Below are 15,288 nucleotides of genomic sequence, written 5' to 3'. Positions count from 1 at the left end.
GTGCCGCCTCCGCGCGCTCTACCCTGACGAGAGCCTCAACGGCCTTGTAGGGGGAGTCGTATGAGCGATGACAGCGAACGCACACGAGGCGACGCGCGCCGCCCGGACCCCCCGGGTTCCGGTGAGCGCCTCGCCGACTGGGCGGACGGCCGGCTCGGGATCTATCAACTCGCCAAGTCCCAGATGCGCAAGGTCTTCCCGGACCACTGGTCCTTCATGCTCGGCGAGATCTGCCTCTACAGCTTCATCGTCCTCATCCTCACCGGCACCTATCTCACCTTCTTCTTCGACCCCAGCACCCAGGAAGTCGTCTACGACGGCGCGTACGTCCCGCTCAAGGGCATCCGGATGACCCAGGCGTACGAGTCCACGCTGCGCATCAGCTTCGAGGTGCGCGGCGGGCTGCTGATCCGTCAGATCCACCACTGGGCGGCGCTCGTCTTCGTCGCCGGCATGACGGTGCACATGATGCGCGTCTTCTTCACCGGCGCGTTCCGCAAGCCGCGCGAGCTCAACTGGGTGTTCGGCTGGACCCTGTTGTTCCTCGGCATCATCACCGGCCTGACCGGCTACTCGCTCCCCGACGACCTGCTGTCCGGCACCGGCCTGAAGTTCGCGCAGGGCGCCGTGCTCTCGGTGCCGATCGTGGGCACGTACCTGGCGATGTTCCTGTTCGGCGGCGAGTTCCCCGGCGACGACTTCATCTCCCGGCTCTATCCGATCCACATCCTGCTGCTGCCGGGCATCATGCTGGGCCTCGTGGCGCTCCATCTGATCCTGGTCTTCTACCACAAGCACACCCAGTTCGCGGGCCCGGGACGCAGCGAGAAGAAGGTCATCGGAGCACCCTTCTTCCCCATCTACGTGGCGAAGGCCGGCGGCTTCTTCTTCCTCGTCTTCGGGGTGCTCGCCGTCCTCGGCGCGGTGGCGACCATCAACCCGGTGTGGGCCTTCGGGCCGTACAGAACGGATCTCGTCACGACGGGCGCGCAGCCCGACTGGTACCTCGGCTTCTCCGAGGGGCTCATCCGCGTGATGCCCGCGTGGGAGATCAACGCCTGGGGCCACACGCTCCAATTGGGCGTCTTCCTCCCGTTCACGCTGTTCCCGCTGATCCTGTCCTTCATGGCGGTGTATCCGTTCCTGGAATCCTGGATCACGGGCGACAAGCGCGAGCACCACGTGGCGGACCGTCCGCGCGACAAGCCGGTCAGGACCGGCATCGGCGTGGCCTGGCTGGCGCTGTACGCGGTGCTGCTGATCGGCGGCGGCAACGACATCGTCGCGACGAAACTGCATCTGTCGATCAACGCGATCACCTGGTTCGTGCGCATCAGCTGCTTCGTGGCGCCCGTCCTCGCGTTCATCGTCACCAAACGGATCTGTCTGGGCCTGCAACACCGCGACCGTGACAAGGCGCTGCACGGCCGCGAGTCCGGGCAGATCAGGCGGTTGCCGCACGGCGAGTTCATCGAGGTCCACGAGCCGCTCACGCGTGCCGAGCTGTACACCCTCAACCAGCACGAGCAGCCCAGGGCCTACGAGTTGGGGCCACGGTTCGACGCGAACGGGGTGGAGCGGAAGTTCACCATCCGGCAGCGGATGCGGGCCCGGCTCGCCAAGGCGATGTTCGGCCCCGGCACGTACGTGCCGAAGGCGACGCCCGAGGAGTACCAGGCGCTGCACTCGGGGTGGCACGAGTCGGAGCGGGTGGACTGAGCGGGTAGGGGGTCGGCCCGCGCGCGGGCCGACCCCCTTGCCGTCAGGTGCTCAGGCGGACGGTGAACGCCTTGTCCGTCGGCAGCGCCGCCGTGCGGACCGTCGTCACCTGTGTCTTCTCGTCGTACGACCATGAACTCCCGGTCAGCGGGCGGCCGTTCACGGTCACCCGCTCGGGCGCCCCGCCGCCGTGCACCGTGAAGGTGTACGCGCGCTCGCTCACCTTGCCCGCGTAACTGCCCTTGCTCGCGCCGACGTTGATGACCGAGCCGCCCCGCTTGGCGGTGTCGACGCTCACGTGCTGCGTGGCCGACGCTCCTTCCTTGAACTTGCGGGTCACTCCGTCGTCCTCGTACAGCGTGTACGCGCTGTGGCCCGGCTCCGACGCGTAGACGTCATAGCCGAGTTGGCCCTTGTCGCGGCTCTTCCACGACGTCGTCCCCTTCGGCCACATCGGCACGATTGCCCCGGACTTCACGAAGAGCGGGAGCGTGTCGATCGGGGCGTGGTAGCCGTCGACGGTGGTCGGGCCCTTGTACTGCTTGCCCGTCCAGTAGTCCGTCCACGTGCCCTTCGGCAGATAGATGCCGTCGCGGGTGTCCGAGTCCTCGTAGACCGGAGCGACGAGGAAGTCGTCGCCCGCGAGGTACTCGTACTTGGCCTGCGCGCCAAGGGTGTTGGCGTCGCCCGGGTACTCCAGCCACAGCGGCCGTACGCCGCCGACGCCGGTGTCCGAGGCCTGCTTGGCGAGCGTGTAGAGGTACGGCATCAGGCGCTCGCGCAGTTGCAGATACTTGCGGTTGATGGAGGTGTACGGCTCGCCGTCCACCCACGGCTGCTGGTTGATCTTCTCGCCGGTGGTCATGTCGCGGGCCCAGCCGTCCATCGTCATGACGGCCGGCAGGAACGTCTTGGCCTGCAGATCACGCGCGTACATCTTGGCGTCGTGGGAGTAGATCGAGCCGATGTCACCGGTGTTGTAGGCGATGCCGGACATCGTCGCGCCCGCGTACGTCGGGATCTGCCAGCGCACGAAGTCCCACGACAGCTTCTGGTCACCCGACCACAGGACGCCGCACCGCTGGGCGCCCGCCCACGACACCGGCATCCAGACGAACCCGCGGGCGTCGCTGTTGTCCTCGATCCCGGCCTTCGCCTTGTCGCAGGCGTCGAGGGCCATCCCGTAGCCGTTGCCGACCCAGGCGACGTCCAGCTTGGCGACGCGCTGGCCCGCCTTCACCTGGTCGGCGAGCTTGTCGATGCCGTCCTGCGTCCACAGCCCGAGCTGGGCATTGTGGTCCTGGAGGCCCTTGGCGGTCTCGGCGAGGTTCTCGTACCCGCAGCCGTACCCGTCGTTGACCAGCATCCACCCCAGCGGCATCTGGTGGTTCACATAGCCGTCGGCGACCTTCAGGGAGTCGAGGGTGTGGCGCTCGCCCTGGTTGGCGTTGTGCAGATAACAGTCGGCGTCGCCGGGTTCGAGGCCGTAGACCGGCGGCATGAACGGCTTGCCGACCAGCGACGTGTACGTGCCGATGACCTTTTTGGCGTCACCGAGGAAGTAGTAGGCGTCCAGGCGGCGTTCCTGCTGACCGGTGTGGACCGAGGGGCCGAAGTCGTAGACGCCGGGAGCGAAGGTGTTCCGGTAGGCGCCGTAACCGGCCGAAGAGAGGTAGAACGGCTGGGAGTTGGGGTAGCCGCCCTCGTTCCAGTCGGTGTTGTTGGCGACGTGGACCGTCTTGTCGCGGTGGGCGAAGCTGCCGTTCTGCTCACCGCCGCCGAAGAACTGCTCGTCCTTCGCCCGCTCAAGACTCTGCCGCATCCCGCCGGTGGACCAGCGCAGCGGCTTGTCCTCCTGCCAGATCCGCGTCCTGTTGTCCGCCTTGTAGAGCCCGAAGCGGAGCGGCTTCTTGTAGACGCGCAGAACGGCGTCGGCGGACCGGATGCCGTAGTAGGCGCCCGCGTCGAAGGACGTCGTGTGCGGGTCGCGGGCGGGCTGCTCGCGCACGATCTGGTTGCCGGCCGGGTCGCTGAAGTCGCCCGACGGGTCGGCCTGCAACCGCAGTTGACCGCCCTTCAGGAAGTCGGCCTTCGCCTTCAGGTCCCCGGCGGCGATCGTGTAGCTGCCGTCGTCCCCCTTGAAGGAGGTGAGGTTCCCGGCGTCCGTCGTCTCGGGCAAGTAGGCCTTGCCGACGAAGGAGTTGTCGTGCACGTCGTACGGGACGACCACCACGTGGTACGTGCCGTCCGCCTTCGGGATGACCGTCGCCTCGGGGTCGGCGGTGCCCGCGCTCGACGCCACCTGCTTGCCGGCGTCGTCGTAGACGTACATGTCGAAGTCGTCCTTGGGCTGCTTCGCCCACCCGACGGAGACCGGCACGCCGCCCTCGGGGTTGTCGTCCCAATACCCGTCGGGGACCGCCACCTTGAGGTCGAAGCGGTCGCAGGTCTTCCCGTCCGGGTCCTCGGCCGCCGACGGGCACTTCTTGGGGTCGTCGACCGTGCCGGACGCGTAGGTGGGGCTCTGCCAGGTGACGTTCTTGTGCTCGGCGTCGAGCACACCACTGCCCGGCGTGGCCGCGCCCGCTTCGTGCGCGGGGGCGGCGAGGAGCGCCGCCGCGAGTGCCGCGGTGGTCCATGCGGCCAGGGCGCGGGCTCTTCGACGGGCTCTGGGATACGGCTGTTCTCGGTGCAGTCTTCGCATGAGGTGCGTCTCCGCTCAGAACGACCAGCTTCTGTTTACTTGTGCGTGAAACTCCTTGCGCGCGTGCATGATTGCGCACAGAGTCAGGGTTGAAGATCCCGCTCACACAGGTTCATGTCAACAGGAAGTGCCGCCTCGTGACCGCCCATCAGCCCGCCCGCCGCCCCGCCCGTGCCGCCCTCGCCGCCCTCCTGCTCGTCGGCGGAGCCGGCCTCGCCGCCCCGCCCGCGTCCGCCGCGCAGCGACCCGCGCCCGAGTACGCCGACGTCCTCGACCTGCACGGCACCCCGAAGGCCGCGCTGCCGGGGGACGCCGAGGACAACAACGCCATCAGCACCTTCTCGGACCGCGGGGCCTGGCACTCCTACGCTCTGCCGGAGGTCGGGGAGCGTGCCGCGTACGGCGGGTTCAGCGGGCCGCTCTACATCGCGCAGGAGTACCCGTGGTGGCTGAGCAAGAGCTTCAGCCGGATGCGGCTCACCGAAGGCGGCCGCACCCTCGACCTCGCCGCCGGCGGCACGCCCCGCTTCACCTCGCGGCCGGGGCGCCTGCTCCAGTCGTACGACCTCGGGCGCGGGCTCACCCTCACCCTCGAGCTGCGGTTCGCCACCAACCGGACGGCCCTGGTGCGTGCGGAGGTGCGAAACACCGGGTCCGCCGCCCGCACGCTCGGTGCCGACTGGAGCGGCGGCCTGCTGCGGCCGGAGAAGGCGCCCATGCGCGACGCGCCCGCCCTGAAGCCCACCGGGCACGGCGTCGGCGTCGACTTCGCCAAGGTGCGGGAGAAGTGGGACTACCTCACCGACGGCACCGAGCGCTTCGAGGTCACGCACAAGGAGCCCGTGCGCACGACCGTCGACGGTGACAGGTACCGGACTGAGGCCGCCTCGCCGGTCACCCTCGCCCCCGGCGCGGCGCACCGCTTCGACTGGACCGAGTCGTACACGTTCACCGATGCCGAGCGCACCCGCGAGGCCCGGCGGGCGCGCGCCGTGCTGGCCGCCCCGCAGGCGTACGCCTCCGCCGGTGATGCCCGCTGGCGTGGCTACGTCGCCGGGGTCACGCGCGGGGTGCCCGCCGAGCGGCGCCGTACCGCCGTGAAGTCCCTGGAGACCCTCGTCACCAACTGGCGTTCCGCGGCAGGGCAGATCAAGCACGACGGCGTGACGCCCTCCATCTCGTACAAGTGGTTCACCGGCGGTCTGTGGGCCTGGGACAGCTGGAAGCAGGCCGTGGGCACCGCCCGCTTCGACCCGCAGCTCGCCGAGTCGCAGATCCGGTCCATGTTCGACTGGCAGATCACCGAACGGTCGAAGACCCGGCCGCAGGACGCCGGGATGGTCCCCGACGCCGTCTTCTACAACGACCCCGCGCGCGGCGGCGGCAACTGGAACGAGCGCAACTCCAAGCCCCCGATGGCGAGTTGGTCCGTGTGGAAGGTGTTCGAGAAGAACGGTGACCGGGCCTTCCTGCGTGAGCTGTACCCGAAGCTCGCCGCCTACCAGGCCTGGTGGTACCGCAACCGGGACCACGACCACGACGGCCTCGCCGAGTACGGCGCCACCGTCGACCCCGCCAACGACTCGACCGAGGAGCGCCGCCTCGCCGCCGCCTGGGAGAGCGGCCTGGACAACGCACCGCGCTTCGACGCGAAGCTCGGCACCTCCGTCGTCGCCAACCACGCCGCCGACGGCACGCTGCTCGGCTACTCGCTGGACCAGGAGTCCGTCGACCTCAACGCCTATCTCGCCCAGGATCAGGCCTACTTGGCGCGCATCGCCGCCGCGATCGGCCGCCCCGGCGAGGCCGCGAAGTGGCGGAAGAAGTCCGGGGCCACGAACGCCGCCGTCCGTGCGAAGTTCTACGACCCGGCCGACGGCTGGTTCCACGACATCGCCCTGAAGGACGGCGCACCGCTCACCGACCGCGGCAGGGGCATCGAGGGCGCCGTCCCGCTGTGGACCGGCGCGGCCACGAAGGAACAGGCCGCGTACGTACGCCAACGCCTCACGGACCCGGGCGAGTTCGCCACCCACGTGCCGTTCCCGACCGTGTCGAAGGCGTCCCCGTACTTCGACTCGACGGCCTACTGGCGCGGCCCCGTCTGGTTCGACCACGCCTACATCGCACTGAGCGGACTGCGTCGCTACGGCTACACCAAGGACGCCGACGACCTCACCGGCAAACTCCTCGCCCACAGCAAGGGGCTCACCGGCGACCGCCCGATCCAGGAGAACTACGACCCGCTGACGGGCGCCCCGCTCAACTCCCCGAACTTCAGCTGGTCGGCATCGCTGCTGCTGCCGATCCTGTCCGGGGACAAGCCGTAGCGGCTCAGGACGCCGCGTACGTCCAGAAGTCGCGCATGATCTGCGGAGGTGTCGGGCCGGCCATGCTGAGCTGGGTCATCAGGATCGACACCGTCCCGGTCGACGGGGTGAGGTGGGCGGCGGTGCCGGTGCCGCCGACCCAGCCGTAGCGGCCCGGCACGTTGTACGGGTGGGTGCGGGTGACGTCGACGGAGCCGCCGAAGCCCCAGCCCTCGCCCTCCGTGAACAGTCCGCTCGCGGCGCGCTGTTCGGCGGTCAGGTGGTCCGTCGTCATCAGCCGTACCGAGTCCGCGGAGAGCACGGGCCCGCCGCCCGCGAGCAGCATCCGGGCGAACGCCAGCCAGTCGTCCGCCGTGGAGGCGAGCCCGCCCGCGCCGGAGGGGAACGCGGGCGGACTGCTCCACTGGCCGTCCGGGGCGTCGACGAGCTCGGCGCCGCCCTCGGCCGTGGGCACGTAGCAACTGGTGAAGCGGTCACGCTTGGCGGCCGGGACCTCGAAGCCGGTGTCGGCCATGCCGAGCGGCTCGAAGATCCGCTCGGCGAGGAAGTCGGGGAGCGAGCTGCCCGTCATGCGGGAGATCAGTACGCCCTGGATGTCCGAGCAGGCGTTGTAGAGCCAGACCTCGCCGGGCTGGTGCAGCAGCGGCACCCCGGCGAGCGAGGCCAGCCAGGTGTCCGGCTCGGGGACCTGCTGCGGGTGGTGCGGGTCCATCAGTGCGAACAGCGGCTGCACGGCGGGCAGCGAGAAGTCCGAAGGAAAGCCCCAGCCGGCCCGGAAGGTGAGCAGGTCCTCCACGGTGATCGGGCGGGCGGCCGGGATCACGTCCTCGATCGGGCCCGCCGGATCGCGCACCACGTTCGGCGCGGCCAGTTCGGGAAGCCAGTGCGAGATCGGTGAGTCGAGGGCGATGCGGCCCTCCTCGACGAGCGTCATGAGGGCCGCCGCCACGATCGGCTTGGTGATCGACGCGATCCGGAAGATCGAGTCGCGGGCCATCGGCGTCCCGCCCTCGGTGTCGGTGTGCCCGAGGGCCGCCACCTCGACCCGGTCGCCGCGGGCCACGAGCCCCACGGCCCCCGGTACGGGACCCTTCGACACGTGTGGCGCCAGGACTTCGGTCAGGCCAGTGCTGTCGGTCATCGGGCGATCCTCCCAAGCGTGCTGGTGCGGTGGCGTGTGCGCGTGAGCGTACTAAGGAGGACCGCCCGGACCGGCTCAACTCATCGGCTCCCCGTCCCAGAGCGTGTCGTGCGCGCGGTGCGCGTCGGTGAGCCCGTTCGTGAAGAAGCGCTCGTAGTACTCGCCCTCCACGTGGTGCGCCTGCAGCCAGACCCCCGGCACATGGATGGCGTCCGTGTGCGCGGGGAAGCGGCGGTGCGTGGCCAGGATGTACGTGCAGATGTCGCGGGCGCACTCGATGACGCGCTCGTCGTACTCGCTGGCCTCGGCGAGATAGCGCTGGCCGTAGTCCTCCTTGTAGATGCGGGCGAAGACGTCCTTGTCGCCGTACGTGCCGCCGGTGCCGAACTTGGCGTCGACGATCGCGTCGACCGCGTCCGACATGGAGGCGTGCGTGGGCGGGCAGGCGGCGGCGATCAGCGGTTCGCCGGTCGCCGGGTCGGCCAGGCCCACGGGGTGCGAGCGCAGGTTGGCGTACTTGGGCAGCGGGACGTGCCAGCGCCACAGGTCGGCGAGGCGCCAGCGCGGCGTGACGAAGGTGAAGCCGAGCATCCTCCCGTACGTCTTCGTGAACTTGGGGTCTCCCATGGCGATCGCCGGGTTGATGGAGGCGTGGATCCAGGCGCCGAGGCCCATCGCCTCCGCCGTCAGCATCACCGTCTGCAGGAGCAGATCCGCCTCGATCTGCGTGCGCATCGGGCCGAGCGCGCCGAGCGGCAGCTTCAGGTCCTTGTTGAGGAACCCGTTGTCGACCCATTTCTTGACGCCCGCCGCCCGGTACAGATTGCGGTCGTCGACGAGTGTCGGGCGCGCCCCGTCCGGCTGCGTGAGCAGGTACATCAGGGCGTTGATGTACTGGTGCGAGAGGTCGACGACCGGGAACAGGACGGTCGTCCCCGGCAGGTTGGACAGGAAGCGGTTGGAGTCCAGATAGGCCGGGAAGTCGCGCAGGCCCTCGGCGACGTCCAGGCGGTGGTCGAGGACCTTCACCTTCGACCGCGCGGCCCGCTCCACCAACGCCTCGGCGGTGAACGGCTCGTGCGGCGCCGCCGGCAGCTTGCGCAGGAAGTACGTACCGCTGTCGTTGATCAGGAAGAAGTACGTGCCCTGCGCGTTGTCGGGGCTGCCGGCCGTGCGGCCCGTCATCGTCAGGTTCGGCTTGGACATGATGGGCTTGCCGTCGCGCGGGTCCTCGAAGGGACGGTCCGGCATCGTCAGGCCCGTCGAGCCGGTGACGGCGATCAGCAGCGCCTCCTCCAGCTCGCTCAGCGGCTGCGGCTCGTGCTTCGAGCTGTAGCTCATCGATCCGGCCGGCACCGACGCGCCGCGGGAGACGCGGTGGGTGCGGCGGCGCCAGATCGTCTTCAGGAGCGGGCGCGCGAGCAGGTCGTCGAGACCCTGGTGGCCCGAGGACGCGCCAGAGGGGGTGCCGGAGGAGGTGTCAGCCATGCTCGCCACCGTTCTCCGCCGGCGCCACCGGCCGCCACGGCGCGAACGCGCTCGCGTCGCGCGGCAGCAGGCTCGCGAGGTCCGGGCAGTGCCGCAGGATCACGGACTTCATGCCGCCCTTCTCCACCCAGTCCATGCCGAGCGGCGTATAGATCTCCGGGCGGTAGTCGACGGTGAGGAAGCGGTCGCTCTGCAACCGACGCGTCGCCATCAGGATGAAGATGCGGAACGCGGTGTCGGAGAAGCCGAAGCCGGTGGGCGGGTTCTCCGCGAACAGCCCGACGACCGTGTCGATCTCGTCGACGTTCCGGTACACCTCCTTCAGGCGCGCCAGGGTCTCCGGCTCCCGCGTCAGGTCCTCGAAGCGGCGGATGCGCTCCTTGTGCAGGCCCGCGCGGAAGTCGTTGTAGCGGGGCACGCCGCGCCTGCGGGTGCGCACCAGGTCGACCACCGACAGGTCGATGATCTCGCCCTCGCGCTGGAACTGCGTCAGCGACTTCGGGTAGTTGTGCAGCGTGATCGCGCCCGGGTGGGCGATGCCGAACGAGTAGAGGGTGTCCGCCAGGCCCGTCTTTCGGATCTGGCTCTCGGCGGCCGCGCCCTGGATGTCGTTGAACCCGAGCGTCTCGAGGCGCTGCCCGAAGCGGTGCTCGCGCAGCTCGTAGTCGTCGGGGATCAGCGGGTGCATGCGGTAGACCGTGACGAAGTCCTCGGTCAGCGAGTACGGGGCGCCGTGGTGGTCCGGCATCGTCTTCGGGATGCCGGTCAGGGAGTGCGATTCGAGCAGCCACAGGCCCAGCTGGTTCAGCCAACTCTTCGGCGGGCCCTCCCAGTTGGTGCGCAGACCGATGTCGATGGCCTTCGTCGCGAGGATCGCCGGCGTCCACTCCACCGTATGGATCTTCGCGATGAGCGCGGAGACCACGAGTCGCGCCGTGTGGTAGATCCGGTCCTCGCTCATCGACGGGTACTCGGAGCGCAGTGCGTCGCACACCGCGTTGTGCTCACGCGCGAACAGGGTGTGCATCGCGCTGAGCCCCATCCACCAGTTGTCCTTGAACCCGGTGATCGGGATCCCGGTCCTGTCGATGGGGATGTGTCCGCCGTCCAGCAACAGGCGCGCCCCGCCCTCGGGTTCGCGCAGTTGCTTCGCGGTCCGCTCGTCGCCGCCGTACACCTCGGAGCCGTCCCACCAGTGCGAGGCGGTGTTCCCGAAGAGGATCGGCGGCTTGTCGCCGGGCAGCTCGATGCCCTCGTTCTCGGCGAACCGCATCATGCTTTCCTCGGGCCCGCCAGGCGTGTTGACCCACGTTCCGCCGCCCGGCGGCAGCGGCACCTCGACCGCCTTGCCGCCCTCCTTGTAGCGGCGGTGGTTGACCCAGTCGTGCACCTGGAACTGGATCCAGGCCGCCGCCAGGATGTTCAGCGAGGTCGCCGGGACGAAGCTGTCGCGCGCCAGCAGGCTGCGGCTGACCGTCACCGGGTTCGGGGTGTCGAAGAGGTCGGGCCGGTACACCGGCTTGAGGTTGCGGCCGAACGCGGCGCCCACCGCGCCCATCTTCGGCTCGGAGAGATCGTTGTACGTGCCGTCGTAGGACCGCTCCGTGCGCAGCCGCTCGTCGACGGGGGCCGGTACGGGCTCGGCCTTCGGCGGGGCCTCCTGCACATCGGTGTCGATCAGGTTCAGCTTGCGCAGCACCTTCCGCAGGAACACCAGGTTGAGCAGGCTCAGGTCCACCGGCAGCCGGTGCCACGGCACATACCGGTTCAGGACGCGGAAGGCGAAGCCGATGGGAGCGCCGAGGGCCCGGTTCCTGAGCGGCTCGTGCGGGGTGAAGCGGGCGCCGTGCCGCTGCGCGCTGCTCGCCCGGTACGCGGCCTTGCGGGCCCGGTTGAGATTGCCCAGCGGGCGGAATCCGTCCGTGGTGTACCAGGGGTTGAAGGAGAGCTCCTCGATCCGCCGGGCCGCCGAGTGGGCCTCGGCCGTCGTGATGTCCTGGCTCGGTATGGTCAGCCGGGCCACGGGGATCGGCGGGGTGATCGCCTCCTTCCACTCCACGGAGCCGTCCTCGACGGGGGTGCGCCGCTCGTCGACGTAGCGCTGCACGCACAGGTCGAAGGCGACGTCGCCGCGGGCGAGCCGGCGCGCGAGCTCCCGGTGCAGGAAGTTCGGGTCGCGGCGGTCGGGGCGCGGCTCCGGGCCGCCGCCGACGGCGGGCCGCAGCAGGAAGCGGACCGGTCCCGCCTCGCTCCACAGCATCGCGCCGCGGCTCCAATAGGTCTCCCGGGCAAGGCTGTTGACGGTCTGTCGGGTGGCGGCCTGGACGTTGCGGCGCATCCGGTTCGCGGTGCCGAGGCCGACGGCGATCGGCAGCTTGACGAACAGACCGAACGCCTTCTGCAGCGGATTACGGGCCCCGGCCATCGCCTTGGCGAAGGCCACGAACTCGCGGGCGTCGCGGGCGTGCGACACCGGGAAACCGGTCGCGAGCAGATCGTGGCTCTGCTCGGCCGACACCTTCACGCGCACGGCGATCCCGTGCAGATCGGGCGCCCCGTCGGGGCCGCGCATGCCGCTCGCGTTGGAGAGCCGTACGGTCGCCGGATACTCGGCGCCGGGCTGGGCGAAGCCGCCGCGCAGCGCGGCCGGCAGGTCGTCGTTGAACCGCAGGCGGGCGTTCTCCACGCCGAGCGCGGCCTTCGCGTGGAAGGCACGCTCGAAGCCGGGGGCGCCACTGGCCCGCCGGTTCGCGACCTGCACCTTCATGATCTCTCGCGCGAGGCGTTCGAACACGAGGCGCTCGGCCTCGGGACTGCCGCCCTCGTACCGCTCGTACTGCGCAGGCTTGTAAGAAGCCTGACGTTCGTTCTCGGCCATCGGTTGCCGTCCCTGTCGAAGGTACGTGGAGAAGGTTCCTGGAGCGGGGGCACAGCGGGGCACAGAGGGGAGGGCAGCGACCGTATCGGCGCCGTCGTACCTGCCACAGCGACCGTTCCCGCCATGTACGCGCGCGCGAACTCGACGGCGCGGAAGGGGGTTTGCGCCTGTCAGGGCCCGGCCCCCGTCGAACGGGCCCGCACCGCGCGTCGCCCGCCCCTCTCCCGCCTCACCCGAGGGGCCCGCGGGTGGCCGATCGACGACGCCTTGACGCTGCCGGGCGCCGATGGTGTGCTGCACAGCCCCGCTCCGGGAGGTGCCATGCGCCAGACGACCGTGCACGGACCCGCCTTCGCCGACCTGCGCCCCCTCAAGGAGGCCACGTTCGTCGAGCCGGGCAGGACCACCTTCCCCGTCCACCCCGAACTGCCCCGGCTGCTGAAAGAGGACAAGGAACATCCGGATCCGGCGGGCGTGCTCCCGCACACGATGGCGACCCTCGCCGCGTACGCGTACGCAGGTCACGCGCAGAGCGGCGACGCGGAGACCGTCGCGATGATGGCGACACGGCTCGGTCTGGAACGCAACCGGTGCCGCGTCTTCGAACAGCGCGTCGACGCGCTCTACATCGCCTCCGCGGCCTACCTGATCCAGGACGAGGACCGCCGGATCGCGATCCTCTGCTACCGGGGCACCCAGCCCGAGGACATCATCAGCATCCTCACGGACGCCGACGTCCGCCCGGAGACCCTCGCCGTCGACCTGGACGGCGCCGAGTACGCGGTGCACGCCGGCTTCTACCGCAACATGCGCGCCACCCGCTATCTGGTGCTCCAGGCCCTGGAGCGTGCCGTGCGCGGCGAGTCCATCGACCCCGAGGAGAAGGGCACCCGCGGCCCCGGCCTCGAAGCGCTCTACATCACCGGACACAGTCTCGGCGCGGCCATGGCGGCCCTGATGGCGGTCACCCTCGTCCACGAACCGCGCTACGCCCACATCGCCCGCTGCCTGCGCGCCGTCTACACGTTCGGGCAGCCCATGATCGGCGGCCCCGACCTGGCGCGCGCCTGCGCGGACACGGTCGACAGCAACGGCACCCACCTGCTGCGCGACCGCCTCCTGCGCTACATCTACGACCGCGACGTGGTGCCCGCGCTGCCGCCGCGCCCCGTCGGTCCCTACGCCCCGTTCGGCCGCGAGTTCCACTTCCGCAGGCCGCGCCGGGCCGTGGACGCGGTGTTCACGGCGGCGGCCGACGCGGCGGCCGAGGCGGTCGCGCTCCCCGGCGACCTCCTCACCGGGGCGAACCCGCTGCGACGGCTGCGCCGCATGACCGCGATCCCGGGCCGCGCCCGCGAGGACGGCTGGGTCGAACGGGTCGAACCCGCCCTGCCCTACTCCCAGATGGACAGCCTCGCGGGCCTGGCGGTCGTGGCCCCCCTCGCCTTCTTCGCGGCCCGCCTGGCTCTGACGCGGACGCTCCCGTTCAAGTACTCCTTCGACGATCACGGGCCTGCGCATTACGTCAACGCACTTGCTCCGGAAGGGGTGTTGAGCGAGTACGGGGATGTGCGGTGAGCCCGGTGGTCACACGGCCGTCGGCCACGCCTCCCGCCACGGAGCCGCCTCCTCGTAGGCCGCGCACACGTCCAGGAGCGCGCCGTCCGCGAGGTGCCGGCCGATCAGTTGCACGCCGACCGGGAGGCCGCCGCGTGTGTGGCCCGCCGGGAGTGAGGCGGCGGGTTGGCCGGTGAGGTTGGCGAGCGGGGTGAACGACGTCCAGTGGTCCGTCGGCACCATCCGCCCGTCGATCAGCTCCGGGCCCTGCACCCCGACGGGGAACGCCGCGACGGAGGTGGTCGGCGTGAGGATCAGGTCGTACGTCGACATGAGCCGGGCCACCTGGTTCACGACGGCCTTGCGTACCAGGTTGGCGTCGGTGAACTGCTCGGCCGTCCACGGGGTGCGCAGGAGAGCCGCGAGGTGCGGGGACATGGCGGGGCCGAGCCTGTCGGCCATCGCCCGCATGCCCGTCAGGTCGGTCTCGGCGGCGACGATCGCACCGAACGCCGCGCTGTAGTCCGGGAGTTGGAGGTCGACCTGCTCGACCTCGGCGCCCAGGTCCTTCTCGAAGACGGCCGCCGCCTCGTCCACGATCCGGCGCACCTCGGGGTCGACTGCGACCCGGCCGAGATCGGGGCTGTAGGCGATGCGCAGGCGGCCGGTGGGGCGGCGGGCCGTCCAGTCCACGTCCGCGCAGGGGATCGAGTGCCGGTCGCGCGGATCGGGGCCCGCGAGCACGGAGAGCATGAGCGCGGCGTCGGCGACCGTACGGGTCAGCGGGCCGATGTGCTCGACCGACTCCCAGCCGGAGACCCCGGGATAGCGCTCGTCGCGGCACCCCGGATACACCGGCACCCGCCCCATCGACGCCTTGAACCCGAAGATCCCGCACAGCGCGGCGGGCACCCGCACCGAGCCGCCGCCGTCGCTGCCGAGCGCCACGGGCCCGAGCCCCGCCGCGACGGCCGCGGCCGAGCCCGCGCTGGAGCCGCCCGGGGTGCGGTCGAGGTCCCACGGGTTGCGGGTCACCGGGAACAGCGGGTTGTGCCCGGTCGCGCTGTAGCCGAACTCGGTCGCGTTGGTCTTGCCGAGGACGACCGCGCCCGCCGCCACCGACCGCTCCACCACGATGTCGTCCTCGTCCGGCACGAAGTCCGCGTACGCGTGCGAGCCCGAGGTCGTACGGATGCCCTTGGTGGAGATGAGGTCCTTGACGCCGAGCGGGACACCGGCCAGCGGCCCCGTCTCACGGCCCGCGGCGATGTCGTCCGCGATCCGCCGGGCAGCGGCCCGGGCCAGGTCGGGCGTGGGCGTGCAGAACGCGCCGAGCTCGCCGTCCACGGCGTCGATCCGGTCGAGCACCGCGTCCGTGACCTCGACGGGGGACAGCTCCCGCGAGCGGATCAGCGCCGCGGTCTCGGTGGCGGACAGGCGGCAGATCGCCTCGGCGTCGGTGGGGTACACG

8 protein-coding genes are annotated in these 15,288 nt (G+C 70.5%); 3 read left to right on the top strand and 5 right to left on the bottom strand.

The window, feature by feature from the left end:
* Positions 1-60: 60 nt before the first annotated feature.
* On the top strand, positions 61-1,719 hold the full coding sequence (qcrB, locus tag ACOKM3_RS09625; RefSeq protein ID WP_426898897.1) for a cytochrome bc1 complex cytochrome b subunit: 1,659 nt from the start codon (positions 61-63) through the stop codon (positions 1,717-1,719).
* A gap of 43 nt (positions 1,720-1,762) precedes the next feature.
* On the opposite strand, the gene ACOKM3_RS09620 is transcribed toward qcrB, so the two are convergent.
* Positions 1,763-4,423, bottom strand: coding sequence for a glycoside hydrolase family 31 protein (locus ACOKM3_RS09620; protein ID WP_426898895.1), 2,661 nt, complete (start codon positions 4,421-4,423; stop codon positions 1,763-1,765).
* A 137-nt stretch (positions 4,424-4,560) separates the two neighbouring features.
* Here ACOKM3_RS09620 and ACOKM3_RS09615 point away from each other — a divergent pair, with 137 nt between their 5' ends.
* Positions 4,561-6,753, top strand: a complete 2,193-nt coding sequence (locus ACOKM3_RS09615; protein WP_426898893.1) for an MGH1-like glycoside hydrolase domain-containing protein — start codon at positions 4,561-4,563, stop codon at positions 6,751-6,753.
* 4 nt (positions 6,754-6,757) lie between these two features.
* On the opposite strand, the gene ACOKM3_RS09610 is transcribed toward ACOKM3_RS09615, so the two are convergent.
* From ACOKM3_RS09610 to ACOKM3_RS09600, 3 genes are all read right to left on the bottom strand, one after another.
* Complete coding sequence (locus ACOKM3_RS09610; RefSeq protein WP_426898891.1) at positions 6,758-7,894, bottom strand: serine hydrolase domain-containing protein; 1,137 nt, start codon at positions 7,892-7,894, stop codon at positions 6,758-6,760.
* 75 nt (positions 7,895-7,969) lie between these two features.
* Complete coding sequence (locus tag ACOKM3_RS09605) at positions 7,970-9,382, bottom strand: hypothetical protein (protein ID WP_426898889.1); 1,413 nt, start codon at positions 9,380-9,382, stop codon at positions 7,970-7,972.
* Complete coding sequence (locus tag ACOKM3_RS09600) at positions 9,375-12,260, bottom strand: peroxidase family protein (protein ID WP_426898887.1); 2,886 nt, start codon at positions 12,258-12,260, stop codon at positions 9,375-9,377. The genes ACOKM3_RS09605 and ACOKM3_RS09600 overlap by 8 nt, the downstream gene beginning before the upstream one ends.
* Before the next feature lie 321 nt (positions 12,261-12,581).
* Here ACOKM3_RS09600 and ACOKM3_RS09595 point away from each other — a divergent pair, with 321 nt between their 5' ends.
* Positions 12,582-13,838: a lipase family protein gene (locus ACOKM3_RS09595; protein ID WP_426898885.1), complete on the top strand. Its 1,257-nt coding sequence runs from the start codon at positions 12,582-12,584 to the stop codon at positions 13,836-13,838.
* Between the two features lie 9 nt (positions 13,839-13,847).
* Here the strand turns inward: ACOKM3_RS09595 and ACOKM3_RS09590 are convergent, their stop codons facing one another.
* Entirely contained in the window at positions 13,848-15,287 is a 1,440-nt protein-coding gene (locus ACOKM3_RS09590) for an amidase (RefSeq protein ID WP_426898883.1), read from the bottom strand.
* Position 15,288 lies beyond the last annotated feature (1 nt).

It is taken from the genome of Streptomyces nidicola (assembly GCF_050106155.1).
Classification (GTDB): Bacteria; Actinomycetota; Actinomycetes; order Streptomycetales; family Streptomycetaceae; genus Streptomyces.
This window is presented reverse-complemented; position numbering and strand designations above follow the sequence as displayed.

Excerpts from the sequence above, each read along its gene's own strand:
- ACOKM3_RS09610 (WP_426898891.1), bottom strand. The coding sequence starts at position 7,894 with ATGACCGACAGCACTGGCCTGACCGAAGTCCTGGCGCCACACGTGTCG.
- ACOKM3_RS09620 (WP_426898895.1), bottom strand. The coding sequence starts at position 4,423 with ATGCGAAGACTGCACCGAGAACAGCCGTATCCCAGAGCCCGTCGAAGA.
- qcrB (WP_426898897.1), top strand. The coding sequence starts at position 61 with ATGAGCGATGACAGCGAACGCACACGAGGCGACGCGCGCCGCCCGGAC.
- ACOKM3_RS09600 (WP_426898887.1), bottom strand. The coding sequence starts at position 12,260 with ATGGCCGAGAACGAACGTCAGGCTTCTTACAAGCCTGCGCAGTACGAG.
- ACOKM3_RS09605 (WP_426898889.1), bottom strand. The coding sequence starts at position 9,382 with ATGGCTGACACCTCCTCCGGCACCCCCTCTGGCGCGTCCTCGGGCCAC.
- ACOKM3_RS09595 (WP_426898885.1), top strand. The coding sequence starts at position 12,582 with ATGCGCCAGACGACCGTGCACGGACCCGCCTTCGCCGACCTGCGCCCC.